The sequence below is a fragment of the Halorubrum ruber genome (genome assembly GCF_018228765.1).
In the GTDB taxonomy this organism is placed as follows: domain Archaea; phylum Halobacteriota; class Halobacteria; order Halobacteriales; family Haloferacaceae; genus Halorubrum; species Halorubrum ruber.
Map to the genome: position 1 here is coordinate 623,553 of NZ_CP073695.1, position 20,870 is coordinate 644,422.

Sequence of the window (20,870 nt, forward strand, 5' to 3'; positions counted from 1 at the left end):
CGCTGGTATGCCCAGCGGGTCACATAACAAAATCGAGCGAAACGTCCGCGTTCCTCCCGTAAAAAAGAGGCGTGGAAAGATGCGGGTCGCGTTACGTTACGCAGAAACGCAAGACGGCGAGCGTATTCGTCGGGCTCGGAATAGCTGAGTTATAAACTCAAAATAGGTAGTAACTCCGCGAAGAACCGGATCTGCCCTCTCAGTTCTCCTTTCCGTTGATCCACAGAACACGACCTGCTACTACATTTGAAAACACTTCTGTAAAATCGCATGACGGAAGCTATGTTGACACTAACTCAACGCGACCCCGCATCGCGGCCGAGAGCGAAAGTACCCAGTCGTCACCTTGCCTGGCGTCGGTCGCTGGCCCGAGGGCGATCGTCCCCGCGAGGTCGCCGTCGACGTAGTACCACTCTGCGTTGCGGTCGACGTGGTAGTGAGCAGTAGGACGCGGATCCTCGGATCGATGTCGCCGCCCATCCGTGGTCTCCTCGCTGGGTCAGGCGTTCGCCTTGCGCCCCTGTCCCGACCCGGTCGTGAGCGGGATGTCGGCGTCGATCTCGTCGTACCAGACGACCGGCCGCTTCGCCCGGCCGTCCTCTTCGAGTTCGAGGAGTCCGTAGTCGGCCAGCTCGTTCACGTTTTCGAGGACTTCCGGGGGGTTCCGGTCAACGAGGCGCGCGAGCTCGCGGATGCTCCCTGGCTCGTGTTCGACGATCGCTTCCAAGAGCTTGAGATTGGTCGAGCGGAAGACGCGGCCGAACGTTTCGAGGTTCTCGATCGAGAGCGTCGGCTCGCTGGGTTCGACGTCCTCGCCGGCGTCGATCGCTTCGAGGCGCTCTTCGAGGTCGCTACGGTCGGCGGACTCGATCCGAACATGGAGTGTCTGAGTCATGGGTGGTGTGGGGTCGTCGGTTGGAGTCGGTCGCGGCCAGTACGTCGGTCACCGTGCTCGAACGCGCTACCAGTCGTCGCGCTTCTCCTCCGGGAGCGCCGCCCGCCACGCGCGGAAGATCTCCGCAAGGCCGGGGTAGTCGATTTCGAAGGTCTCGCCCCCGAGGTGGAGCTCGTGGACGCCGTGGTGGTTGTCGAATCGGATGATCGGCTCGTCCGCGCCGGCTTCGCCGTAGTGGTAGGCGTACTTGATCCCGTCCTCGAACCGGTCGGGACCGAGAGCACGCGAACCCGCGCAACAGTGCCGTCGGCATAGGCCTCGATCTCATCTTCGAGTACGGTGACGTCATCGCTCATCGATACGTGTGTCGACGCACCCTACTCCGATGAGTGTTAGGGAAAAACCTAACAAAGAACGGGCAGTACCCTTCCGAACTCCTGACGAAAAGGCACGACCTCGCGATCGGGATCTTGTACGTGTCTCTCTTACCCCCGTATTCACATGCTCTGATATTTCGTTACCACAACTACCGTAGTTTGAACTACGATAGTCTGAGCTACGCTATATGTGCGTTTTATATGCTGGTGGTTCAAAGGCGGAGACATGCCTGCGTTCGTGAACCGAGAACGAGAACTCGACAGGCTCCACGAATTATACGACAGTGACTCTGCGGAGTTGGGCGTCGTCTACGGACGTCGGCGGATGGGAAAGACGGCGCTCGTCGTCAAATCCATCGAAGACTGCGACGACGCGGTGTAATCTCTCTCCGCGTGCCCAGCTCCCCCGCGACGGCCTCACTCCGATCGTTTTCCGAGTCGGGTCGCTCGCTGCGCCCGCGACCGCTCACGGAAAAAGCTCGATCAAAAAGCGCGACCTCGCTTCGCTCGGTCGCGTTCGACCGATCCCATCGCTCAGTACGGACGAATCAATAAGCGCCAGCTATCACGGTGGCGCGTGCCTGCGAGCGGCCGCCCTCGGCGGCCGCGAGACAGCACCACGCGAGGGAGTCGGCCGACCGGAGGGAGGCCGACGAGGCTGGGGAGGCGTGAGGTGCGGGGCTGTGCGTGGGGGTGGGATTCAAAGGGGCAGTCGCGAGGACGAAGCACGGCGCAGTAAGCACCGCAGCGAACGGAGTGAGCGAGGAGCGCAGCAAGCCGCGCGAGTCCTCGCGGCTGGGGCTTTGGCGGTGTTCGTCGTCGCTCCGCGATCCGCCATTTATAAGCGAGCGACTGGGGCTTTGGAGGAGTTCACCCGGCAACGCCGGTCACTTATAGAAGCACGACCTCGCTCCGCTCGGTCGCGTCCTCCTCGTTACTCCGCGACTGCCTCCTCGACGATCTCGATCTCCTCCTCGGTCAGGTCGTAGAGGTCGTAGACGATCTCGTCGATGAGGCGGTCGGTTTCTTCGATCTTCGCGTCGAGTTCGTCAGCGCGCGCTTTCGTCTCGACGTAGCGGTCGAGGTCGTCGGCGGCGTCGTCGGGGTCGGGCAGCGTGATCGCCTTCAGGCGGTCGACGAGCGAGTTCGTCTTGGTGGCGTTCTCGCGGAAGCCCGCGATCTCGTCGTCGACGGCGACCGGGACGAACGCCGCGACGAGCGCGGCCTCGCGCTCGGAGCAGTCGACGAGCGTGAACGCCTCGTGGAACTCCGTCTCGGTGTAGCCGTACGTGTCGGTCTCGTGGGCGTCCTCGTCCTCCGGCTTGTACCGCGCCGTCGCGGAGATCGTGACGCGCGTCCCGTCGCGCTCGGCGCGCACGTCGCCCACGCGGAGCTTCTCGTACTCCTCCGTCGTCGCGTCGAGGACGTTCGACGCGCTCGGCTGGAAGAGCCCGACGTCGGGGAGGGTCGGGCCCTCGTCGTAGTTGCCGAGGTAGTCGAGAAGGTCGAGGTTGAGAACAGTTCTTTGGTTTTTAAATTTAGATATCCTTTTTGCGAGTTCGGATAAACTATATTCTGTTTTACCATCTGTTTTGTCAGCCTCGGAGGGAATGGGGAGGTCGTCAAGACTACCTTGTGTGGTGTAGCCAGTTCTGGATCGCTGTTCTGTTTGCCAGTATTTAGACAATCTCGAATTCAGTATTGCTGTGAGCCGATGAATATCTATATCCGAACTACGTGGTTTAAGTAGCGTGATATCACGCCTCTCGTAATATCCTTGATTTTCTACCGCATATGGTTGCCAATCATTCCCCCAGTTAGAATATACTATTTTTGGCGTCTCGAATAACTGCTCATTCCGTGGCCACTGGAGACTATACCAGTTTATTTTCCCATTCTTGACTTCTCTTCTCTCCTCCAACTTGGATCTATATTGATTAAGATGCTCCTTGATTCGGGGATACTGGTCAATATCTGTGTTTGAAGTAATATACAGAACATACAATTTACTTGGATATGATATATGAAATTCTGAGATATTCGAATTACGGTATGCTGGTTTGAGCAATTGGTGCCCATCGTCAATTCCAATACGATCTAAATCCTCCTTATCCAGTAGAAATACACCGTCTCCAATCTCTACACTTTCGTTTTCATACTCTTCGTACGATTGTTTTGTAACCCTATCCGGATTCGGAACAATTCCTTGGTAGGATTCGAAGAAATCAGAAAGTGTATTTTCAGTATCCGGTATCTCTAACGCACCCTTTGCTAATCCTTTTATACCGTACCATTCGCTACCATCAGTAGGCAAATTGATTTTATCAGTTTCATACTCTTCTTGATAAAATAGTTTCTTATCACCTAACAGAGACTCCGCGACAGCGTCTTGTTCATAAGTATCTGAACGAATATACGAGAACGTGGTAGTATCTATATCAGAATTGTCAAATTTGTATATGAGATTTTCTTGCCCGGGAGCCTGGTCGAATACTGTGAAGCCATCAAATTCAACGATCTCGCTAATATTTGTTCTATTTATTATTTCACGACGGAGGTTTTCTGCGCTATCTGCCTCTGGCCAATATGCTGTAGTAATCATAGAAGATGCCCCAGAGTTGTTGGAGAGTTCAATTCCCAGCAGCACGAAGAAATATAACATATCCATCCTCCCCTGATAACATTCTCTAACGTGCGAACACTTTCGTAAGAAATCAAATTCCTCTTTACGTTCCTTTTCTCCTACATACGGCGGATTCCCGATCACCGCGTCGAATCCGGCGTCGGCCTTGCGGCCGCCGTCCTCGTCGTAGAACGCCACCGGGAACTCCAACTCCCAGTGGAAGAAGCGCTCGTCGGCGGCCATCGCCTGCGCGCTTTTAAACCAGTCCTGCCCTTCGATCTCGCTCCACGAGTCGGCGCGGAGGGCCTCCGCCATGCGCTTGTCGGCGTCGCTCGGCACGTCGAGGCCGAACCGCTCGGCGGTGTGGACGTTCGCCATCGCCAGCAGGTGCCGGTAGAGGGGGTCGTCACGGACCGCGTCGTACACGTCCTCCATCTCCTTCGCGTCCGCGAGCGTCTCGTTGTCGATGGCGAGCAGACTCTGGAACCGGTCCATCACGTGTTCGAGCGCCTGCTGGCGCGTGTGCGCGAACGACTGCTCTAAGGTCAACTGCCCGTCGTTCGCGTCGGCGTCGTCACCGTTGGCGAGCACGTCCTCGATGTCGCTGCCGACCAGCGAGTTTCCGGTTTTTAAGTGGTGGTCGAGGAACGCGAGCGGCTGCTCCGCGGCGAGCGTCCGCAGCCACAGCGACACCTTCGCCAGCTCGGTCGCGAGCGGATTCAGGTCCACGCCGTAGATGCACCGCTGGGCCACCTTCCGGCGCGCCCAGTTGATGTCGCGCTCTTCGTCGACCGTCTCGACGCCCTGCTGGGCCGCCTGCCGCTCCTGCGCGTCGATGATCTCCCGCGCGAGGTAGTCGACCGCGCTCGTGAGGAAGTGCCCGCTCCCCATCGCCGGATCGAGGATTTTTAACTCGAACACGCGCTCCGCGAACTCGGCCGCGAACCCGCCCTCGCTGTATGAGTCGTAGCCGAGCAGATCCTCGCGGATGTCGTCGACCAGCGGCCCGAGCGTCTCGTCGACGATGTACTCGACGACGTACTCGGGCGTGTAGTACGACCCCGTCGCCTTGCGCTCGCCGCTCCCGGTCGTGAGGTACACCTCGCCCGGCTCGACCGCGACGTCCGCGGAGTCGGCGTCCGGGTCGCTCTCGTCGCCCTCGTCGTCCGCCGCGCCCTCCTCGCCGCCCTCGACCGGCACGTACTCGCCGTCGTCGAGCGCCAGCGGCTCGTCCGCGACGTGAAGCTGGTACTCTAACAGTCCCTCGTAGACGCTCCCGAGGTGGCGCACGTCCAGCGAGGAGTAGTCGACGAAGATCTTCCCCTCGCCGTCCCCCTGCCGGCTCCGCGTGAGCAGTTCGACGACTCGGGCTAAGTGCGCGTCGCCGACCGTGTGCTCGGCGAGGAACCGCGCCTCCGCGCCGTCGTCCTCGTCCGGATCCGTTCGGAACAGCCCGCCGTTGTACGCCGGGATGTGGAGGTCGTCCTCGGGGATCCCCCGCGACTTGCTCCCTTGGTCGATCAGCTCGAACAGCTCGTCGAGCCGCGCGCTCAGGTCGTCCTGCCAGTCGCGGTACTTCGGGTCGCCCCCGTCGAGCTCGTCGGCCACCTCCTGTTTCAGCGAGTTCAGACTGTACGACTCCTCGTAGATCTCGTTGTCCGTGTCCAGCAGGTCGCGCCCCTCGGCCTCAGCGTACAGCACGAAGATGAGCCGGTAGAGGTAGATGAGCGACGCGTCGTGGATCAGGTCGAGATCCCCCTCGTCGAGGTCGTTCTCCGGGTACTGGAGGTACCCCTCCGAGAGCACCTTGATCGCCTCGTAGATGTTGTCTTGGAGGTCCTCGCCGAGGTCCTGCGCGAAGACGTTCGACTCGTCGTACACCTCGTCGAGGAAGCAGTCGCCGCCGGCGTCTTCGAGGAACGCGCCGTGCCGGAAGAAGAGGTAGAAGTATTTGAACTCCTCTAAGTCCCCGGTTTCGAGGACGGCCGGTAGATCGATCTCGTAGTAGGAGTCGAGCCGGTGGCTCGTCGGCCCGTAGTAGAGCCGCCACTTCTTCCCGTCCGTCAGCACCGCCCAGCGGGCGGGCGTCTCTTGGAGGTAGACGTGGATCTGGTAGCTCGGGTTCTCGAAGTCGCGCTCGTGTTCGCCGCTGCCCCGCGTGTCGAGCGGTCGCCCCCAGCGCTTGGCGTCCGCGACGGCGACCGCGTTCTCGTAGAAGTCGCCGCCCTCTTCGCGGCGCTCGAACGCGTCGCGCGCCGCCTCGTCGGTCTCGAAGAAGCCGTAGTCCGGTCGGCGCTGGGTCCGGCTCGTGCTCTCCTCGACTTCGAACGGGACCCCCAGCTTCCGGAACATCGGCCGGATGAACTTCTCCTCTAGCTGGGACTCGTTCCGCTTCGGCGCCGTGTCCTTCTCCCGCTCGTAGAGGTCGAGGATCTCGTCGCGCGCGGCCGCCAGTTCGTTCTCGTCCACCTCCTCCCACGCCTCGGTCTCGGGGAGGTGCTCGTCGAGGTAGTGGTTGGAGAACAGGTCGCGGTTCGTTCGGTAGGTGAGTGAACGCTGCATCCGTCAGGCGTGGACCGTGGTGAGGGACTCGTCTGAGTCCGTGCCGTCGATAGATCTCTGTGCGATATCCGCTACCCCGACAGGTCCGACGTCGGTCGCGTCACCGGCCGCAGGGCTGAGTCCGCCGATTCCGGACGCGACGATGCCGAATCGCCCCGAGCGTCCGGAACACTCTCCGACTTGTTTACAGGACATCACGTATGAGACGGACGAATACGGGAGGCCGTATAGACTTTTCCTCGGCTCGTGGATTGTAACAGTCCGCTGACAGCACCGGTCCAGAACGACGCGTCCCGGCTACCGTGACCGGCTCGAAACCGAGTCACGCTCGCGGCCGAACCGACGGGGCGCGTACTTTGTTTGGACCACGGATCCGCACACCGGCGAACCGCCGCCAGCCGCGGCCGCTCGCGGATCGTCCGACACGCCACCGAGCAGACCGCACCGCGACCCACCGGCTCGCCGTCCCCCTCCCACTCCTCCCTCGTCCGATTCCACGAATCCCACCGATCGCCACCGGATCTCCCCGTTTATTGGTCCGGCCGCCCAAGCGTGCGCCATGGCCGACACGATCCTCGTGCCGCTCGAACTCCCGGACCCCGAGCCGCTGTCGCAGCTGCTGATCGAGGACCTCTCGTCGCTCGACGTCGTGGTGCTCGGGCACTACGACCTGCCGGAACAGACGCCGGCCAGCTCCGCCCGCGAGCAGTTCGGCGACGCGGCGCAGGCGACGCTCGACGACGTCGCCGCGTCGTTCGCGGACGCGGGGGCGTCCGTCCGGACGCGGCTGGTGTTCGGGAAGGACCGCGCCGCCGCGATCCGACAGGTCGCGGTCGAGGAGGACTGCGCCGCCGAGCTCGACCCCGCCCCCACGGAGGGGATCGAGCGCATCCTCGTCCCGGTCCCGGACGTCGCCGGGTTCGACCGGCTCCCGACGTTCATCCGCGTCCTGAGCGAGGACTCGACGCAGCGCATCACCCTCTTCCACGTCGTCGAGGGCGAGGAGACCCGAGAGAGCGGCGAGGCGGTGGTCTCGGAGACGCGCGAGCGCTTAGTCGAAGACGGGTTCGACGCCGACGCGGTCGACACGCTGGTCGTCGAGGGCGACGAACACGACGCGGAGATCCTCCGCGTCGCGGCCGACTACGACGCGGTCGTGATGTACGAGCCGGAGTCGAGCCTCGGCGACCGCCTCTTCGGAACGCTCGCGGACCGCATCGCCGACGAGACCGACGACCCGGTTATCGTGGTCGACCGCGACTACTGACCGCGCCTCGACGCGACGGTCGCGCCGCCGCGGCGGTCAGTCCTGCTTCGTCGGCGCGACGCCGTCGTCCTCCTCCCCGCGGCGAGCGCGGACGATCGCTCCGAGCGCTCCGGTTCGGTCCGTCCGCGGCCGGCCGTACGCGAAGTAGACGAGCGCACTGCCGACGATGATCCCCAACGCGCCGAGGATCGGAAACGTCCCCATCTGCGTCAGCAGGGCCAGCCCGGCGACGAACCCGAACACCTGAACGTACGGGTAGCCCGGCGCGGTGAACTCGGGATCGTAGGCGGGCATGTCCGCGACGCGGAAGGCGACGAGCGCCATGTTCTCGAACGAGAAGACGAGGATCTGGAACGCGCTCGCCAGCTTCGCGAGCTCGATCACTGGCACGAACGCGATGAGCAGCAGCAACACGACGCCGGTGAGCAGGACGGCGTTCCGCGGCGTCTTGAACCGCTCGTCGATCGTCCGCAGCGTCGGCGGCAGGAGGTCGTCCCGGCTCATCGCGAGGGGGAACCGCGACGAGGAGAGGACGCCGGCGTTCGCCATGCTCGTCAGGGCGACGACGGCGATCACGGAGATGAGCGCCACCCCGACGCCGCCGAACAACGCCCCCGCTCCGTCTGCCATCGGCGTGAGCGACGCCGTCCCGCCCGGACCGCCCGTTTTCAGCACCTCCGGATCGCTCAGTCCCACGATCGCGCCGACTACCCCGATGTACAGGACCGTCATGACGGCCATCGATCCCAACATCGCGCGAGGGAGGTTCGTCCCGGGGTCTTTCACTTCCTCCGCGACGCTCGCGATCTTGGTCACCCCCGCGTACGAGACGAAGACGAAGGCGGCGGCCGTGACGATCCCACCGTTCCCGTTCGTCGCGAAGGGTGTGTAGCGGGCGGTGTCGACGACGACGCCCGCGTTGACGACGTAGGCGAGCAGGCCGGCGACGACGACCGTGACGATGACCGCCTGGATCTGTCCGCTCATCTTCGTTCCGGAGATGTTCAGGGCCACGACCAAGGCGCCGAGCGCCAGCGCGACGTACACCACCGCGCCCTGCGAGAGCGGCGCGAAGAGCAGCAGGTACGCCCCGAGCCCGACGAGCGCGAACGAGCTTTTGAACACGAGCGAGAACCACGCCCCGATCCCGGCGATCGTCCCGAACAGCGGGCCGAGCGCCCGGTCGATGTAGAGGTACGTCCCCCCGGACTCGGGCATCGCCGTCGCCATCTCGGCTTTCGACAGCGCGGCCGGTAAGACGACGAGCGCGGCTAACACGTACGCGAGGACCACCGCCGGCCCGGCCTTCTTGTATCCCAACGCCGGCAGGACGAAGATCCCGCTCCCGATCATCGCACCCATACTGATCATCATCGTCGGGTACAGCCCGAGACTCCGATCGAGGTCGTGGTTGCCCATTCGACTATGTACGATTATTCGCCCTCACGGTTTATCACCGTCGGAATCGGCGGATATGGGCTCTCGGGAGCGCCCACCCGACCACAATGTCTCGGCGGCGGACGGCGTCGCCGATCGCGACCGATCCGACTACGAGTCGTCGCGTCGCCCGGCCGCCTCGTCGTCCTCGTCTTCGTCCCCGTCGCCGACGGTTTCCTCGACGGTCTTCTCGACCGTTTCCTCGACCTTTTCGCCGACGGTTTCTTCCACGGTCTCCTCCACCGTTTCTTCGACCTTTTCGCCGACGGTCTCCTCGACGGTCTTCTCGACCGTTTCCTCGACCTTTTCGCCGACGGTTTCTTCCACGGTCTTCTCGACCGTTTCCTCGACGGTTTCGCCGACTTTCTCCTCGACGGTTTCGCCGACTTTCTCCTCGACGGTTTCGCCGACTTTCTCCTCGACCGTTTCGCCGACCTTCTCCTCGACGGTTTCGCCGACTTTCTCCTCGACGGTCTTTTCGACGGTTTCGCCGACGGTGTCTTCGACTTTCCCCGTGACCTCCTCGCTGACGGTGTTGCTGACGTCGTCGGCGACTTCGCTGACCTCCTTGTTGACGGTCTCGCCGACGCTCTTTTCGACCTCCTTGCTCACCGTCTCCTCGACCTTCTCGCCGACGGTCTCCTCGACGGTCTTCTCCACTTCCTTGCTCACCGTCTCGCCGACCGTCTTCTCGACCTCCTTGTTGACGGTTTCGCCCACGGTCTTCTCGACCTCCTTGTCGACGGTCTCGCCGACGCTCTCCTCGACCTGCTTGCCGACCTGGTCCGCCACCTCGCGGGTCATCCAGTCCGGGTCGAACCGCGCCATCTTCCAGACGACGTGGATCACGTACGAGGCGAACACCCCGATCCCGAACGCGATGGCCACGTCGTTCTGCTGGGTGGTCGCGATGAGGACGATCGACGCGGCGATCAGCGCGCCGTACGCGATGTCGGTTATCGCGTCCACCCGCGCCGGACTCACCATCCTCGGCCCTCCGTTTCGTCGCCGGCCGCGTCGTTCCGCCGTCGCGTCGCGTCTCCGTTCATACGTCTACGTTCCGAGCCGACGGCGTAAAAGCCTCCCATTGTCGCCGCGCCGACCGCCGCGTCCGACGCTCCCGAGGCTCGCCGGCCCCGGAGCGCGGTCCTTTTAGCCCGGATGGCCGAACCGACGGTATGGATATCGAAGAGGGCGGACTCACCGTCTCCGTCCCGGAGGCCCGCGACGGCGCCAGCGAGGGCACCGGCGGCGGCGTCTTCTTCAACCCGACCCAGGAGCTGAACCGCGACGTGACGGTCGCGACGCTGCGCGCCTACCGCGACCGCGAGCCGCGCGCGGCCTCCTACCTCGACGCGATGGCCGCCTCGGGGGTCCGGGGCGTCCGCGCCGCGGCCGAGGGGTACGACGTGACCTGCGCCGACGTCGACGACGAGGCGGTCGAGCTTGCGGCCGCCAACCTCGACGCCAACGGCCTCGACGGCGAGGCGGTCCACCGCGACGTCAACGCCCTCCTGTACGACGAGGGCCCGTTCGACGTGGTCGATCTGGACCCCTACGGCACGCCGATCCCCTTCGCGGACGCGGCGTTCGCGAACGGCCGCAACTTAGTCTGCGTCACCGCGACCGACACCGCGCCGCTGTGCGGCGCCCACCTCAACAGCGGGATCCGGAAGTACGGCGCGGTGCCGCGCAACACCGACTACCACCCGGAGATGGGGCTCCGAACGCTGATCTCTGCCTTGGTCCGGACCGCCGCGCGCTACGACAAGGCGGCGACGCCGATCCTCTCGCACGTCTCCCGCCACTACGCGCGCACCTACCTCGAACTGGAGTCGGGCGCCCGCGCGGCCGACGACTGCCTCGACGGCGTGGGGCACGTGGACGGCTGCGAGGACTGCCTCTGGCGCGAGGCGACGCCGGGCCACATCGCCGACCCCGTCGACGCCTGTCCCGAGTGCGGGAGCGACCGCGTCCTCACGGCGGGCCCGATCTGGCTCGGGCCGGTCGCCGACGCCGACTTCGCGCGCGCCGTCCGCCGCGAGGTGACGGACGACATGGGCGAGGCGAAGCGCGCGCGCAAGCTGCTCGGCACCGTCGCGCGCGAGCTCGACACCCCTACGCACTACGACCAGCACCGGCTGTACAAGGAGTGGGGCGAGCCCGCGATCGGCATGGACGAGTTCGTCGAGCGCCTCCGCGGCGCCGGCCACGAGGCGAGCCGCGCACACTACCGCGGCACGGCGGTGAAGAGTACGGCGTCGATCCCCGAGATGCGCGAGGCGGTCCTCGGCGGCGACGGGGACTGAACCGCCTCTCGCCGTCGGCACCCTCTCGCTTTTGTCGCGGTCGGTCGAAGGGCCGGGCGTGTCCAGACACTCGCGCACCGCGTTCGGCACGGCTCGGCGCGTCGTCGACGTCGCGGTCGACCGGCAGGTGACGTTCCTCGCAGCCGCCATCGCCTACTACGCGTTCGTCTCGCTCGTCCCCGCGCTGCTGCTGCTCGTCGTCGTCGCCACCGCCGTCTTCGGGGAGACGATCGCCGGCGAGCTGGTGGCTGGGGCGGGCGACCTCCTCACCCCGGCGGGCGAGGAGGCGGTGACTGCGGCGATCTCATCCGCCGGCGGTCGGACCGGCGCGAGCCTGCTCGGCGTCGCGGTGCTGCTCTGGTCGACGCTGAAGGTGTTCCGCGGACTCGACACGGCGTTCGCCGAGCTGTACGGCGTCAAGGAGCCGCCGGACCTGCTGAAACAGCTCACCGACGCCGGTTCGGTTATCCTCGCCGTGGGCGTCGGGATCGCCGTGATGGTCGTCGTCGGGGCGTTCGTCGCGGCCGCGGACGCGATCCCGGCGGTGGAGGCCGCGAGCATCCTCGTCTTACCGGGGTTCCTCGCGGTCGTCTTCCTCCCGATGTACTACCTGCTCCCCGAGCCCGACATCGCGTTCCGCGAGGCGTTACCCGGCGCGGCCGTCGCCGCCCTCGGGTGGACGCTGCTTCAGGCCGGATTTCAGGTGTACGCGGCGAGCGCCGGCCAGTTTCAGGTGTACGGCGTCATCGGCGGAATCCTCCTGCTCGTCACGTGGCTCTACCTCGCGGCGGTCGTCGTCGTGACCGGAGGCGTCGTCAACGTGGTGCTGGCCGGCCGCGACGGGGTCGTCCCCGCGAGCGGCGCCGGTCTCGGCGGCGGGGCGGCGCCGACCGACCACGCCGCGGACCGGCAGTTACAACAGGACCGCGACCGACCCACGGGTATGAACGGCGAGTCGGATCCCGATGGGGACGACGGCGAACGGCCGCGCGGCGCGCCGGACGTCGCCGCCCTCGAAGCGGAGGTCCGGGAGCTGCGGTCGCAGCTCGACGAGTTCGAGGACGACGTGGAACGCCGCACGGTCGACAAACCGGAGGTCGAGTCGGAGCTGAAGCGGTACGTGCGCTCGCGGATGCGGCGCGGCCACGCCCGCGGCTGGGGACCGTACCTCGTGTTGCTGTACGGCACCGTGCTGACGCTCGCGGCGCTGACCTCGCTTCAGGGGATCTACGCGGTCGGCGCCATCGTCGTCCTCGGACTGTCGACGCTCGGCCTCTACACGATATTCGTCGTCGTCGGCATCGGCCTCAACCTGATCGAGACGCCCGGCAAGGCGCTCGACTACGCCCGGCGCCGCGGCGATGACTGACGCGGTGGCGCCCGCACCGGCGACGACCCCGGGGGTGGCCGAGGCGTGACCGGACTCGTCGCCGCCGAGCGCGGGCTGGGCGAGTTCGTCGTCGTCGACGCGCTCCCGGAGTTCGTCGTCGTCGCCTTCGCGGCCGTCACCCACCTCGCGGACCCGTGGTTCCTCTTCGCGCTGCTCGCGGTCGGCTACTGGTTCGCGACCGAGGGGGTCGCGGGGTCGCCCCGCCGCGCCGGCGCGACCGCCATCGCGGCCGTCACCTGCGCGTACGCCGCGACGGCGCTCGGGAAGGCGTGGTTCGCGGTCCCCCGACCGCCCGGCGCGATGCCCCCCGCTGACGTCCCGACGTGGCTCCCCGCGCTCCTGTCCGGCTGGTACGAGGCGCAGGTGCTCTCCGACGGGTTCGGCTTCCCGAGCGGCCACGCCACCGGCGGCGCGGCCGCGTACCTCGCCGTGGCCCTGCTTTACGACCGGTTCTGGACGGACCGAGGCCGCTACCTCGCGGCCGGGGCGGTCGCCGTCGCCATCGCGGCCTCGCGGGTGATCATCGAGGTCCACTACCTCGTCGACGTGCTCGCGGGGTTAGCCGTCGGCGCGGGGACGGTCGCCGTCGCGCTGCGGCTCGCCGGCGACCCGCGTGTCCGGCGCTCGACGGACCCGGCAGCGGCGGCCGGCCCGACCGCCGCGCTGAACCCCGCCCCGGCGTTCCTGCTCGCGGCCGTCGTCTCGGCCGGCGCGCTGGCCGTCGCCGTCGCGGGCGGGCACACCGGCGAGGTGGTCGAGGCGGGAATCGGGATCGCCACCGGCGCCGGCGGCGCGGTCGGCTGGCGGCTCGTCGAGGGGGACGAGCCCGCGGTCCCGGTCCGCGTCGCGGTCCCCGCGCTCGCGGTCACCGGCGGGCTCTGGGTCGGCGCGTACTCGCTCGCGGGAACGCTTCCGGTGACGCTCGTCGCCACGACCGCCGCCGTGGTCGCCGTGGTCGCGCTGCCCGCGCTGCCGGAGCGGATCGGGGCGATGAGCGGCGCCCGGAACTGAGTCGTTTTTTTTAAGCGGTCGTCGCGACGCCGTCGTGGTTCCCGCCCGACAGCGCATCCTCGTTGACCGACGAGCGCGGCGCTACCGGGCTTCGGAAAACGGAGAGAGAACGCCGCCGAGTCAGTCGTCTTCGAGCGCCTGCGCGATGCGCTGGAGCTGCCGGGTCGCGTCGCGGACCTCGTCGCGGAGCTGGCGCACCTCGCGGACGAGCTCCTCGTTGCCGCCGTCGTCGCCGCGAGCGCCCTGCTCGCCCTGCGCGCCGGGGCCGCCGCCCATCCCGGGCGGGCCGCCCGCGCCGCCGGGACCGCCGCCGCCGCCCATCATGCCGGACATCATCTGTGCGAAGGGGTTACCGCCGCCGCCACCGCCCATCCCCGGCGGGCCGCCGCCGCCCATCATCTCTTCGGGGTCGGGCCGGTCGCCCTCCTCGCGCTCCTCTTCGCGTCGCTCACGGATCTCCTCGACGCGCTCGCGGAAGGACTTCTCCTCGCCGTCGTCGCCCTCGGCGGACGCGTCCTGTTCGCCGGCCTCGCCGTTCTCGGGGTCGGTGGCGTCGTCGTCTGCCATGTGCCACGCTTCGGCGGCGCCGCCGAAAAGGGTTGTCGTGGCGTCCGCGACGGTGCGTTTATAAGTCAGGGGCGGGCGGCGGCGACCGGACGGAGCCGTATCCGCTTCGCGACCGGGCAGCGGTCGGCCCCGCCGTCACGCGCGCACGAGGCGGTGGCAGTTCGGACACTCCGCGGGCTCCCCGTCGCCGCCGGCCACCGGGACGCGGTCGCCGCAGTTCGGACAGCGCGTCCGGGTGCGCGCGTACTCGGTGCGCGACCGGACGCCGGATCGGTCGGTGTCGTCCGTCATACACCATTGTCAACGAATACCATACAAATAGCTTACCCGTGTATTCCTAAAACACCATTTAGGCCGCGAACGGGCCGAACCCGCGTTCGCGCCGCCTACTCGTGGCCGGAGACGCGGACCGGCTCGTACGGCTCCTCCAGCCACTCCAGATCGGAGTCCGAGAGGTCGACGTCGAGCGCTTCGACCGCGTCTTCGAGGTGTTCGACGCTCGTCGTGCCGACGATCGGCGTGTCGACCGACTCCTTGTGGAACAGCCACGCCAACGCGATCTGGGCCATCTTCACGCCCCTCTCGGCGGCGAGCTCCTCGACGCGCTCGTTGACGGTCGGACCGCCGCCCTCGCGGTAGGGGTGCGCGTAGAGGTGGTCCTCGGTCTGCCCCCGGAGCGTCGCGTCCACGTCCTCGTGCGGGCGCGTCAGGTAGCCGCGCGCGAGCGGGCTCCACGGCATCACGCCGACGTTTTCCTTCTCACACAGCGGGAGCATCTCGCGCTCCTCCTCGCGGTACGCGAGGTTGTAGTGGTTCTGCATCGTCGCGAACCGCTCGTACCCCTCGCGCTCGCTCGCGTGGAGCGACTCCGCGAACTGGTGGGCCCACATCGAGGAGGCGCCGATATACCGCACGTCGCCGCGCCGCACCGCGTCGTCGAGCGCGGCCAGCGTCTCCTCGATCGGGGTGTCGTAGTCCCACCGATGGATCTGATACAGGTCGATCATGTCGGTGCCCAGGCGGTCGAGCGAGTTCTGAAGCTCCTGTTCGATCGCCTTCCGCGAGAGCCCGCCGGAGTTCGGATTCGACTCGTCCATCTGGAAGTACCCCTTCGTCGCGACGACGAACTCGTCGCGGTCGTACCCGTCGAGCGCCTCGCCGAGGACGCGCTCGCTCTCGCCGTCCGAGTACATGTTGGCGGTGTCGAAGAAGTTCACCCCGAGGTCGATCGCGCGCTCGACGAGCTCCTTGCCTTCCTCTTCGTCGAGGACCCACTCGCGCCAGTCGGGGTCGCCGAAGCTCATGCAGCCGAGACAGATCTTCGAGACGGTGGTGCCGGTGTTCCCGAGTGTCGTGTACTCCATACGCCGATCAGTTCGAGGCGAGACAAAAAGCTACGCGCGGCGGCGGGGATCGCGGGGAGTCGGTCGGGTCGAAAGCGGCGGCGTTCGTCGCGCGGTCGGTCGGGTCGAAGGCGCGGAGGCGTCGAACCGCTAATCCCGGAACGACGCGGTGTACACGAGGAACGCGCCGGTGAGGATGACGAACGCGAGGAAGGTGACGAGCGCGAGCACGTTCGCGACCGGCGCGAGCGAGGCGAGGAAGGGCTCGCCGGTCGAGTCGAGCACCAGCACCGCGAGGAGGGCGGCGATCAGGCCGAGCAGCCAGTTCGTGAGGATCTCGTCCATGGCCCGCCCGACACGCGCGGGCGATAAAAAGCCGCGGATGCGGCGACGACGGAGCGATCGGAGACGGCGGACGCCGCGCGCGCCGCCGGAGCTATGCCGCTCGCGCACCTGAGTCCCGTCGTGAGCGACCGGACGACCTGCTGGCTGCTCGGCGACCAGCTCAATCCCGACCTCGACGTCCTCGACGCGGCCGACGACGTGCTGCTGATCGAGGCGCACGGGTTCGCCGACCGGAAGCCGTACCACGCCCACAAGCTGACGCTCGTGTTCTCGGCGATGCGGCACTTCCGCGACGAGCTCCGCGAGCGCGGCCGCGACGTGACGTACGTGCGGGCCGAGTCGTTCGGCGAGGGGCTCGACGAGTTCTTCGCGGAGCGACGGGCGGAAACGGGCGGCCGGGACGGCGACGGCGAGGACGGCGACGGTGACGGCGACGACAGCCCGCATCTGCGACTCATGCGCCCGGCGAGCCACGGCGCCGGCGACCGGCTCCGCGAGCTCGTCGCCGAGCGCGGCGGGACCCTCGAACTCGTCGACAACGAGCTGTTCTGGACGACGCCGAGCGACTGGCGCGAGTGGGCCGGGGGCGAGGAGGGCGACGGCGGCGACGAGGATGGCGACGGACCGCTCGTCGGCGCCGACGGGGCCGCCGAGCGAACGTACCGGCAGGAGCACTGGTATCGTCACGTCCGCCGCGAGACGGGCGTGCTGATGGACGACGGCGAGCCGGTCGGCGGCGAGTGGAACTACGACGACCTGAACCAGGAGACGCCGCCCGACGACTGGGAGCCGCCCGGGCGGCCGGCGTTCGAGCCGGACGAGCTGACCCGCGAGACCCACGCGTGGGTGTGCGAGCGGTTCGACACGTGGGGGACCGACTCGCTCGACGAGTTCGCGTGGCCGGTCACGCGCGAGGCGGCGCGCGAGGCGCTCGACCGCTTCGTCCGCGACGGGCTCCCGGCGTTCGGCCGCTACGAGGACGCGATGGTCGGCGGCGAGCCCTTCCTGTCGCACTCGCTGCTCTCGCCCGCGATCAACCTCGGGCTGCTCGACCCGCGCGAGCCGGTCCGGGCGGTCGAGCGCGCCTACGCGGAGCGGGGCGTCGAGCCGGGCGCGTACGATCCCGAGGAACACGGCGAGTTCGACGCGGGTGCGGCGGCGACCTCGCTCGACGAGTTCGGCGGCGGCGACTCGGGCGACGAGGGAACGGCGCCGAGCGGCGACGGTGCCGAGGAGGAGACGGGAGCGGCGGCGGACGAGGAGCCCGCACCCGTCCCGCTCAACGCCGCGGAGGGGTTCGTCAGGCAGGTGATCGGCTGGCGGGAGTTCGTGCGCCACGTGTACCGCGAGGCGATGCCGGAGCTGGCCGACGCGAATCAGTTGGAGCAGTCGCGGGAGCTCCCGCCTGCCTACTGGGACGGCGACACCGACATGCGGTGTCTCTCCGAGGCGGTCGGCCACGTCCGCGAGTTCGGCTACGCCCACCACATCGAGCGGCTGATGGTGCTGTCGAACTTCGCGCTCGTCTACGGCGCCGACCCCGCGGAACTGAACGAGTGGTTCCACCTCGGGTTCGTCGACGCGTACCACTGGGTGACGACGCCGAACGTCGTCGCGATGGGGTCGTTCGGCACGGACGTGCTCTCCTCGAAGCCGTACGCCTCCTCGGGGAGCTACGTCAACCGGATGAGCGACCACTGCGCGGACTGCCGGTACGCCGTCTCGCGGACCACGGGTGAGGGCGCCTGCCCGTTCAACGCGCTCTACTGGGACTTCTTAAAAGAGAACGAGGAGACGCTGCGCGGCACCGGGCGGATGGGGCTGATGTACTCGCACGTCGACGGGAAAGACGACGCGGAGTGGGAGTCGATCCGCGAGCGCGCGGATCAGGTTCGCGAGCTGGCGGCCGACGGGGAGTTGTAGTCTGCTACTCGCCGCTCGCGAGCCGACGCAGCCGCGGGAGCGCCTGCTCGTAGCCGAGCGCGACGACGCCGACGTACAGCGCGAGCAGCCCCATCCCGACGGCCCAGGCGCCGAGAACGAGCTCACCGCCCGATACCGCCGAGAGCCCGAAGCGTTCGAGGACGACGCCGACCGCGGCGGCCGCGCCGGCACCGAGGGTGACGGCGAGGAGTTCGACGAGTTCGACCGCGACGGCAGGTACTTCGACCATACCCGAGGGGGACGGCCGGTGATTATGAGTCTTTCGAGAGAACGGTGAACGCCGAGCGGGCGTCGACGACGGCCGAGGCGCTCGGGTCGAGCTCGCGGACTACTTCAGCCCGAACGAGCGCATGGCGGTGTCGACGAGCCCCTTCGCGATCAGGGCGAGGCCGGCGATGAGGAGCAGTACGGCGCCGGCGATGACGGGATCGCGGACGGCGATGATGCCGACCGCGACGAAGACGACGAGAACCCCGGCGATGCCTTCGAGACCCAGAGTGTCGCGCATGTCGTCGGGTGGTTCTCGGTCGTGCTTAAAAGGAGATGATTTCGCAGCGGAGAGCGGCCCTTTTATTTCCGGGAGCGCGTATCACCGCGTACGCATGAGCAACGGAGACGGAGACGGTCGGAACGACCTCCGGATGCCCGACGACGACGAGGTGTTCGCGGAGGTCGTCGAGATGCTCGGCGCGAACCGCGTCAAGGTGCGCTGTGCGGACGGGAAACAGCGAACCGCACGCATCCCCGGCCGGATGCAAAAGCGGGTGTGGATCCGCGAAGACGACATCGTCCTCGTCGAGCCGTGGGACTGGCAGGACGAAAAGGCCGACATCTCGTGGCGCTACGAGAAGAGCGAGGCGGAACAGCTCCGCGAGGAAGGCCACTTACAGTGAGTCAGCGAGCGCGGATCGGCAGTTAACACCGCCGGATCCTCAGCCGATCATTTATAAATAGCTGAGCCCAGAACGACATCGGACGCCTCCAAAGCCCCAGCCGCTCGCTTATAAATAACCGATCGTGGATCGGCGGCGAACTCCTCCAAAGCCCCAGCCGCTCGCTTATAAATAACCGATCGTGGATCGGCGGCGAACTCCTCCAAAGCCCCAGCCGCGAGGCCGCAGTACGCTCGTTGTGCTCCTCGGTCGCTCACTACGTTCGCTCCCTGCGGTGCTTACGTCGCCTACTGCGGCCTCGCGGCTGCCCCTTTGAGTCCCGCCCCGCACGGCACCGCCCCGCACCTCACACCTCCCCAGCCTCGTCGCTGGCACCCTCCGCTTCGCTCCGGGAGCCAGCGACTCCCTCGCGCGTGCTCCTCGCGACCGCCGAAGGCGGCCGCTCGCAGGCACGCGCCACCGCGTTTCGCAACGCGTTCGTATCGCCGCCACGCACCGTTCGCGCGGTTTTTAAGTCCGAACGGCGCCCAGTAATGCTATGCTCCGGCTCGCGATGACCACCGACGCGGAGACGTTCGAGCGCGTGCGCGAGCCGCTCGCGGACCGCGACATCGAGGTGGGTCACGTCCGAGCGAAAGAGCGGTCACTCCGGGTGTCGGGCGGGGAGTCGAGCGCGGGCGACACGGGCGACGTCGCGGCCGGCCCCGAGGAGTTCGCGGGGTTCGACGTCGGCCTCGTCTACCCCACCCGCCTGATGGAGGGGGCGGTCGTCGACGAGCGCCTCGGCGTCCCGTGGGTGAACGGCCGGGACGCGGTCGTGGCCTCGCGCAACAAGGCGGGGGTGCTGGCGCGGCTGTCGGCGGCGGGCCTGCCGACGCCGAAGACGACGCTCGTGTCGAACCCTGTCGACGAGTCGGTCGTCGTCGACGCCGCAGAGGAGTTCTCCTACCCCGTCGTCGTGAAGCCGAACTCCGCGACCCGCGGGGTGGGCGTCGCGACCGCGACCGACCTCGACTCCCTCTTGGGCGTCGTCGACTACCTGAACCTGATTCACGACTACCGCGCCACCGGGGACAAGTCGTTCCTGATCCAGGAGTACCTGCCCGACGCACGCGACTACCGCGCGATGGTCGTCGACGGCGCGTCCGCGGGGGCGGTCGAGCGCGTCCTCGACGACGACGCGCTCGCGGCGGGGCGGTGGAAGCACAACGTCCACCGCGGCGCGACGGCCGAGGGGATCGCCCTCGACCCCGAGGCGCGCGACCTCGCGGAGCGCGCGGCCGAGACGCTCGGGATCGACTACCTCGGCGTCGACCTGCTCGCGACGGACGACCGGCTCGTCGTCAACGAGACGAACGCGCGGCCGACGGTCGACGCCGCGACGAAGTACGCGGACGACTTCTACGACCGGTTCGCGGCGCTGATCCGGCGGACGGCAGAAACAGCTTAAAAACGGGCGACCGCTTCAGACGAGATCGATCGACGCGCTGTCGTCGTCGCGGTCGAACGAGACCTCGAGGACGCCGTTGTTGAACGTCGCGTCCGCGGAGTGTTCGTCGACGGGCGCGGGGAGCTCGACCGTCTCGTCGTACTCGCGCCGGTCGGAGACGGCCGAGATGGTGAGCGCGTCGCCGTCGCAGCGCAGCGAGAGGTCCTCCTTCTCGACGGCGGGGAGGTCGGCGACGAGACGCACCGACTCCTCGGTGGTGTACGCGTCGACGTGGGTGTCGGAGCCGAACCCCGCGTCGTCGGCCGACGGGGCGTCGCCGCTGGCCATCTCGTTCATCATCCGCTCGATCTCCTCGAAGAAGTCTCCGAACGGATCGTCGCGGTCGTCTCTGTCCATATCTCCCGTGAAGTCGGTGACCCCGATAAGCCTTCTGTCGGTCGCCGTTTCGGCCGCTATC

At 67.1% G+C, this 20,870-nt stretch carries 21 protein-coding genes and 1 pseudogene; 8 read left to right on the forward strand and 14 right to left on the reverse strand.

Features of this window, described 5'->3' with window-relative positions; genetic code table 11:
* Positions 1 to 280: 280 nt before the first annotated feature.
* The 3 genes and pseudogenes from J7656_RS15305 to J7656_RS15235 form a co-directional block, all read right to left on the reverse strand.
* On the reverse strand, positions 281 to 379 hold the full coding sequence (locus J7656_RS15305; protein ID WP_484494412.1) for a DUF8161 domain-containing protein: 99 nt from the start codon (positions 377 to 379) through the stop codon (positions 281 to 283).
* Positions 380 to 499: 120 nt separating this feature from the next.
* Complete coding sequence (locus J7656_RS03020) at positions 500 to 895, reverse strand: HVO_A0114 family putative DNA-binding protein (RefSeq protein WP_017343823.1); 396 nt, start codon at positions 893 to 895, stop codon at positions 500 to 502.
* A 66-nt stretch (positions 896 to 961) separates the two neighbouring features.
* Positions 962 to 1,251, reverse strand: a pseudogene (locus J7656_RS15235) (toxin-antitoxin system TumE family protein).
* A 247-nt stretch (positions 1,252 to 1,498) separates the two neighbouring features.
* Between J7656_RS15235 and J7656_RS03030 the strand changes: the two are divergent.
* Entirely contained in the window at positions 1,499 to 1,654 is a 156-nt protein-coding gene (locus J7656_RS03030) for an ATP-binding protein (RefSeq protein ID WP_211554055.1), read from the forward strand.
* 552 nt (positions 1,655 to 2,206) lie between these two features.
* On the opposite strand, the gene J7656_RS03035 is transcribed toward J7656_RS03030, so the two are convergent.
* Positions 2,207 to 6,457, reverse strand: a complete 4,251-nt coding sequence (locus tag J7656_RS03035) for an Eco57I restriction-modification methylase domain-containing protein (RefSeq protein ID WP_211554057.1) — start codon at positions 6,455 to 6,457, stop codon at positions 2,207 to 2,209.
* Between the two features lie 559 nt (positions 6,458 to 7,016).
* Here J7656_RS03035 and J7656_RS03040 point away from each other — a divergent pair.
* A complete protein-coding gene (locus J7656_RS03040; protein ID WP_211554059.1) occupies positions 7,017 to 7,724 on the forward strand; it encodes a universal stress protein in 708 nt (235 codons plus the stop codon).
* 36 nt (positions 7,725 to 7,760) lie between these two features.
* On the opposite strand, the gene J7656_RS03045 is transcribed toward J7656_RS03040, so the two are convergent.
* Together J7656_RS03045 and J7656_RS03050 are read right to left on the reverse strand one after the other, a co-directional pair.
* A complete protein-coding gene (locus tag J7656_RS03045) occupies positions 7,761 to 9,143 on the reverse strand; it encodes an APC family permease (protein ID WP_017343829.1) in 1,383 nt (460 codons plus the stop codon).
* A gap of 129 nt (positions 9,144 to 9,272) precedes the next feature.
* A complete protein-coding gene (locus tag J7656_RS03050) occupies positions 9,273 to 10,148 on the reverse strand; it encodes a hypothetical protein (protein ID WP_211554061.1) in 876 nt (291 codons plus the stop codon).
* 191 nt (positions 10,149 to 10,339) lie between these two features.
* On the opposite strand from J7656_RS03050, the gene J7656_RS03055 reads away from it, so the two are divergent.
* Genes J7656_RS03055 through J7656_RS03065 form a run of 3 tightly spaced genes read left to right on the forward strand, consistent with a single transcriptional unit; the run spans position 10,340 to position 13,871 of the window.
* Positions 10,340 to 11,470 (forward strand): tRNA (guanine(26)-N(2))-dimethyltransferase, encoded by a 1,131-nt coding sequence (locus tag J7656_RS03055; protein WP_017343831.1) that lies wholly within the window; start codon positions 10,340 to 10,342, stop codon positions 11,468 to 11,470.
* Positions 11,471 to 11,528: 58 nt separating this feature from the next.
* Positions 11,529 to 12,839 (forward strand): YihY/virulence factor BrkB family protein, encoded by a 1,311-nt coding sequence (locus tag J7656_RS03060; protein ID WP_017343832.1) that lies wholly within the window; start codon positions 11,529 to 11,531, stop codon positions 12,837 to 12,839.
* 45 nt (positions 12,840 to 12,884) lie between these two features.
* Entirely contained in the window at positions 12,885 to 13,871 is a 987-nt protein-coding gene (locus J7656_RS03065; RefSeq protein WP_211554062.1) for a phosphatase PAP2 family protein, read from the forward strand.
* A gap of 120 nt (positions 13,872 to 13,991) precedes the next feature.
* Here the strand turns inward: J7656_RS03065 and J7656_RS03070 are convergent, their stop codons facing one another.
* The 4 genes from J7656_RS03070 to J7656_RS03085 form a co-directional block, all read right to left on the reverse strand.
* The gene (locus J7656_RS03070) at positions 13,992 to 14,438 is read right to left on the reverse strand and encodes a hypothetical protein (RefSeq protein ID WP_007345428.1); all 447 of its coding nucleotides are present in this window, start codon (positions 14,436 to 14,438) and stop codon (positions 13,992 to 13,994) included.
* Positions 14,439 to 14,573: 135 nt separating this feature from the next.
* Entirely contained in the window at positions 14,574 to 14,729 is a 156-nt protein-coding gene (locus J7656_RS03075) for a hypothetical protein (protein WP_017343834.1), read from the reverse strand.
* A 95-nt stretch (positions 14,730 to 14,824) separates the two neighbouring features.
* Positions 14,825 to 15,802, reverse strand: a complete 978-nt coding sequence (locus tag J7656_RS03080) for an aldo/keto reductase (RefSeq protein WP_211554063.1) — start codon at positions 15,800 to 15,802, stop codon at positions 14,825 to 14,827.
* A gap of 129 nt (positions 15,803 to 15,931) precedes the next feature.
* A complete protein-coding gene (locus J7656_RS03085; protein ID WP_004597383.1) occupies positions 15,932 to 16,126 on the reverse strand; it encodes a hypothetical protein in 195 nt (64 codons plus the stop codon).
* A 120-nt stretch (positions 16,127 to 16,246) separates the two neighbouring features.
* Here J7656_RS03085 and J7656_RS03090 point away from each other — a divergent pair, with 120 nt between their 5' ends.
* The gene (locus tag J7656_RS03090; RefSeq protein WP_211554064.1) at positions 16,247 to 18,049 is read left to right on the forward strand and encodes a cryptochrome/photolyase family protein; all 1,803 of its coding nucleotides are present in this window, start codon (positions 16,247 to 16,249) and stop codon (positions 18,047 to 18,049) included.
* Positions 18,050 to 18,053: 4 nt separating this feature from the next.
* Here the strand turns inward: J7656_RS03090 and J7656_RS03095 are convergent, their stop codons facing one another.
* Positions 18,054 to 18,299 carry a DUF8151 family protein gene (locus tag J7656_RS03095; protein WP_017343837.1) on the reverse strand — a complete coding sequence of 82 codons (246 nt, stop codon included), beginning with the start codon at positions 18,297 to 18,299 and terminating at the stop codon, positions 18,054 to 18,056.
* Positions 18,300 to 18,398: 99 nt separating this feature from the next.
* Complete coding sequence (locus J7656_RS03100) at positions 18,399 to 18,578, reverse strand: DUF7470 family protein (protein WP_017343838.1); 180 nt, start codon at positions 18,576 to 18,578, stop codon at positions 18,399 to 18,401.
* A gap of 94 nt (positions 18,579 to 18,672) precedes the next feature.
* Here J7656_RS03100 and eif1A point away from each other — a divergent pair, with 94 nt between their 5' ends.
* A complete protein-coding gene (gene eif1A, locus J7656_RS03105; protein WP_017343839.1) occupies positions 18,673 to 18,963 on the forward strand; it encodes a translation initiation factor eIF-1A in 291 nt (96 codons plus the stop codon).
* 47 nt (positions 18,964 to 19,010) lie between these two features.
* Here eif1A and J7656_RS03110 read toward each other — a convergent pair whose 3' ends face one another.
* On the reverse strand, positions 19,011 to 19,220 hold the full coding sequence (locus J7656_RS03110; protein ID WP_211554596.1) for a hypothetical protein: 210 nt from the start codon (positions 19,218 to 19,220) through the stop codon (positions 19,011 to 19,013).
* A 281-nt stretch (positions 19,221 to 19,501) separates the two neighbouring features.
* Here J7656_RS03110 and J7656_RS03115 point away from each other — a divergent pair, with 281 nt between their 5' ends.
* On the forward strand, positions 19,502 to 20,413 hold the full coding sequence (locus J7656_RS03115) for an ATP-grasp domain-containing protein (protein ID WP_211554065.1): 912 nt from the start codon (positions 19,502 to 19,504) through the stop codon (positions 20,411 to 20,413).
* Between the two features lie 15 nt (positions 20,414 to 20,428).
* On the opposite strand, the gene J7656_RS03120 is transcribed toward J7656_RS03115, so the two are convergent.
* Positions 20,429 to 20,809, reverse strand: coding sequence for an Hsp20/alpha crystallin family protein (locus J7656_RS03120; protein ID WP_007996184.1), 381 nt, complete (start codon positions 20,807 to 20,809; stop codon positions 20,429 to 20,431).
* Between the last annotated feature and the right edge of the window lie 61 nt (positions 20,810 to 20,870).

Bases quoted from the DNA above. Each gene is read 5' to 3' on its own strand.
- J7656_RS03040 (WP_211554059.1), top strand. From the start codon at position 7,017: ATGGCCGACACGATCCTCGTGCCGCTCGAACTCCCGGACCCCGAGCCG.
- J7656_RS03035 (WP_211554057.1), bottom strand. From the start codon at position 6,457: ATGCAGCGTTCACTCACCTACCGAACGAACCGCGACCTGTTCTCCAAC.
- J7656_RS03050 (WP_211554061.1), bottom strand. From the start codon at position 10,148: ATGGTGAGTCCGGCGCGGGTGGACGCGATAACCGACATCGCGTACGGC.
- J7656_RS03095 (WP_017343837.1), bottom strand. From the start codon at position 18,299: ATGGTCGAAGTACCTGCCGTCGCGGTCGAACTCGTCGAACTCCTCGCC.
- J7656_RS03055 (WP_017343831.1), top strand. From the start codon at position 10,340: ATGGATATCGAAGAGGGCGGACTCACCGTCTCCGTCCCGGAGGCCCGC.
- J7656_RS03075 (WP_017343834.1), bottom strand. From the start codon at position 14,729: ATGACGGACGACACCGACCGATCCGGCGTCCGGTCGCGCACCGAGTAC.
- J7656_RS03085 (WP_004597383.1), bottom strand. From the start codon at position 16,126: ATGGACGAGATCCTCACGAACTGGCTGCTCGGCCTGATCGCCGCCCTC.
- J7656_RS03115 (WP_211554065.1), top strand. From the start codon at position 19,502: ATGCTCCGGCTCGCGATGACCACCGACGCGGAGACGTTCGAGCGCGTG.
- J7656_RS03045 (WP_017343829.1), bottom strand. From the start codon at position 9,143: ATGGGCAACCACGACCTCGATCGGAGTCTCGGGCTGTACCCGACGATG.
- J7656_RS03070 (WP_007345428.1), bottom strand. From the start codon at position 14,438: ATGGCAGACGACGACGCCACCGACCCCGAGAACGGCGAGGCCGGCGAA.
- J7656_RS03100 (WP_017343838.1), bottom strand. From the start codon at position 18,578: ATGCGCGACACTCTGGGTCTCGAAGGCATCGCCGGGGTTCTCGTCGTC.
- J7656_RS03080 (WP_211554063.1), bottom strand. From the start codon at position 15,802: ATGGAGTACACGACACTCGGGAACACCGGCACCACCGTCTCGAAGATC.
- eif1A (WP_017343839.1), top strand. From the start codon at position 18,673: ATGAGCAACGGAGACGGAGACGGTCGGAACGACCTCCGGATGCCCGAC.
- J7656_RS03120 (WP_007996184.1), bottom strand. From the start codon at position 20,809: ATGGACAGAGACGACCGCGACGATCCGTTCGGAGACTTCTTCGAGGAG.
- J7656_RS03020 (WP_017343823.1), bottom strand. From the start codon at position 895: ATGACTCAGACACTCCATGTTCGGATCGAGTCCGCCGACCGTAGCGAC.
- J7656_RS03030 (WP_211554055.1), top strand. From the start codon at position 1,499: ATGCCTGCGTTCGTGAACCGAGAACGAGAACTCGACAGGCTCCACGAA.